Here is a 2,452-nt window from a genome sequence, read left to right as displayed (position 1 = left end):
TGTCCGATGACCTGCTCACCGAGCCCCTGCGAATCCGCGACGGGGTCCTGACCGTGCCGCCCGGCGTCGGGCTCGGCATCGACATCGACCCCGACAAACTCACCCGATTCCGAACCGATCGGCATTGAGCTTCTCCGCGTCAGCCCGCGGATCTGAAAGAACAAGAGAGAAAAGAGAATTGATATGAAGACCGTCGAACATCCGTCTGACGTCGCGAGCGCCGCGGCCTCCGGCGCCTCAGCCACCGAGCGGTTCCATTCCGATAAGTCGCCATATGCGGCAGTCAAGGACACGCCGACCGAGCGCGTCGACCTGCTCGCCCGCGAGGTGATCGACGCGGTGCGGGACACCATCCGCCGCCACCGCGTCACCTACGACGAATACAACGCCCTCAAGGCATGGCTGATCGACGTCGGAGAGGCCGGCGAGTGGCCCCTGTTCCTGGACGTCTGGCTGGAGCACGCCGTCGAAGACGTGGCCACCGGCCACCGCGCAGGCAACAAGGGCAGCATCGAGGGTCCGTACTACGTGCCGGACGCCCCGGAGTTGGGCGCACGGGGTGCGGTCCCGATGCGCGACGGAGAACAGGGCACCCCGCTGGTGTGGCGAGGTCGCATCACCGACACCAACGGCGTACCGCTGCAGGGCAAGGTCGAACTCTGGCATGCCGATGACGACGGCTACTACTCGCAGTTCGCGCCGGGGATCCCGGAATGGAACCTGCGTGGGAGCTTCTCCACCGGCAGTGACGGCGCCTTCGAGATCACCACGATGCGTCCAGCGCCGTACCAGATTCCGACCGACGGGTCATGCGGAATGTTGATCTCTGCCGCCGGCTGGCACGCCTGGCGCCCGGCCCACTTGCACGTCAAGGTGTCGGCGCCTGGCCATGAACTCTTGACGGCCCAGTTGTACTTCCCGGGTGATCAACACAACGAAGACGACATCGCCAGCGCAGTGAAGCCCGAACTCATCCTCGACCCCCAGATCGAAGTCGACGGCTCACAGTCGATCAACTATGACTTCGCGCTCGACCCCGAGCGGAGCTGACGTGCTCTATCACGTTCACATGCAAGTGAACCTGCCTGCCGACCTGGATCCACAGATTCGCGATGACCTCGTCGGACGGGAGAAGGCCTACTCCCAGGGCCTGCAACGAAAGGGCAAATGGCCACACATCTGGCGCATCGTTGGTGAGTACGCAAACTATTCGATCGTCGACGCCGATACCAACGATGAACTCCACCAGATACTTTCAGGACTGCCACTGTTCCCATACATGAGGATCAGCGTCACGCCGCTCGCGACGCATCCTTCCGACGTGAAGTCTCCTCAGGAGACGGTGTGATGACGACTGCCAGCAGAAGCAAGGTGGACTTGGCGACGGTCATCGAACAAGCGCCGTTCGGGGCGAGACGTTGGACGGTGATCGGGCTGTGCTTCGTCATTGCGTTGCTCGACGGCTTCGACACCCAGTCCATTGCCTTCATCGGCTCGTCGATCAAGGCAGACTTCGGACTCTCGACCGCCATGATGACGTGGGTCATCACCGCCAGCACGATCGGAATGTGTCTTGGCGCCGTGACGCTCGGATCCCTCGGCGACCGTATCGGGCGACGGCCGACGATCATGCTGGCGCTGAGCATCTTTGGAGTTGGGTCGGTTCTTGGCAGCCTTGCACAGAGCCCCGAGCAGATCATCGCACTGCGGTTGCTCATCGGCATCGGGATGGGCGGCGCGACGCCGGCAATTCTGGCGCTGACCGCCGAATACAGCTCCCGCGAGCGGCGAGGCACCTTCATGACATTGGTACTACTGGGGCTTCCCGGCGGCGCTCTCATCGGTGGACTGGTGGCTGCCGCGTGGCTGCCAATTGTCGGGTGGCGCGGAGTCTTCCTGATCGGCGGCATCCTGCCGCTTCTCCTGGTCGCCGTGTGTGTGTTCGCGCTACCCGAATCGCCTTCGCTATTGGTGGCGAAGGGCACGGAATCCGCGCAAGCCAAAGTTCGCGACCTGATGCGCCGCTACTTCGGCCTTGCCGCTGACGATCAAACGGATTACGTCACAACGGAAGTGCGGATCGCCCGCGGATCTGTCGCCGAGCTGTTCTCAGCCCGGTACCGCGCGGTCACCATCGCGGTCTTCAGCGTGTACTTCCTCAATTGGATCGCCTGGTTCCTGCTTCTGCTCTGGATGCCGACCGCGCTCAGCACCCTCGGGCTGTCCGCCTCGTCGGCAGCCATGGGTACGGTCACCGTGAACGGCGCCTTCATCCTATTCGCTCTTCCGCTGTCAATCCTGTTGCCGCGGATCAATGCTCGCAATCTGCTGTTGGTCATGTTCGGATCGGGAATTCTGATCGCGGTCGGCCTCGGCCTCGCCGGGTCCAACTTCACCATCGTGTTCATCCTGGTCGGACTCGCCGGATTTGGAATCGGCGGACAGCAACTGG

3 protein-coding genes and 1 pseudogene are annotated in these 2,452 nt (G+C 63.0%); all 4 read left to right on the top strand.

The annotated features are described in order from the left end of the window. Window positions 1-128: pseudogene (locus tag ACRDUX_RS04325) on the top strand (enolase); the annotation flags it as partial. Between the two features lie 55 nt (window positions 129-183). Then, a complete protein-coding gene (gene catA, locus ACRDUX_RS04320) occupies window positions 184-1,050 on the top strand; it encodes a catechol 1,2-dioxygenase (RefSeq protein WP_526411365.1) in 867 nt (288 codons plus the stop codon). A gap of 1 nt (window position 1,051) precedes the next feature. After that, window positions 1,052-1,348 carry a muconolactone Delta-isomerase gene (gene catC / locus ACRDUX_RS04315; protein ID WP_526411363.1) on the top strand — a complete coding sequence of 99 codons (297 nt, stop codon included), beginning with the start codon at window positions 1,052-1,054 and terminating at the stop codon, window positions 1,346-1,348. Further along, a partial coding sequence (locus ACRDUX_RS04310; RefSeq protein ID WP_526411361.1) for an MFS transporter occupies window positions 1,348-2,452 on the top strand: 1,105 nt, incomplete at its 3' end. The genes catC and ACRDUX_RS04310, both read left to right, overlap by 1 nt.

The sequence above is a fragment of the Mycobacterium sp. genome (genome assembly GCF_050701675.1).
In the GTDB taxonomy this organism is placed as follows: domain Bacteria; phylum Actinomycetota; class Actinomycetes; order Mycobacteriales; family Mycobacteriaceae; genus Mycobacterium.
Note: the sequence above shows the minus strand (reverse complement) of the source record. Positions and strands in the feature narration are given on the sequence as shown.

Bases quoted from the DNA above. Each gene is read 5' to 3' on its own strand.
- catA (WP_526411365.1), top strand. From the start codon at position 184: ATGAAGACCGTCGAACATCCGTCTGACGTCGCGAGCGCCGCGGCCTCC.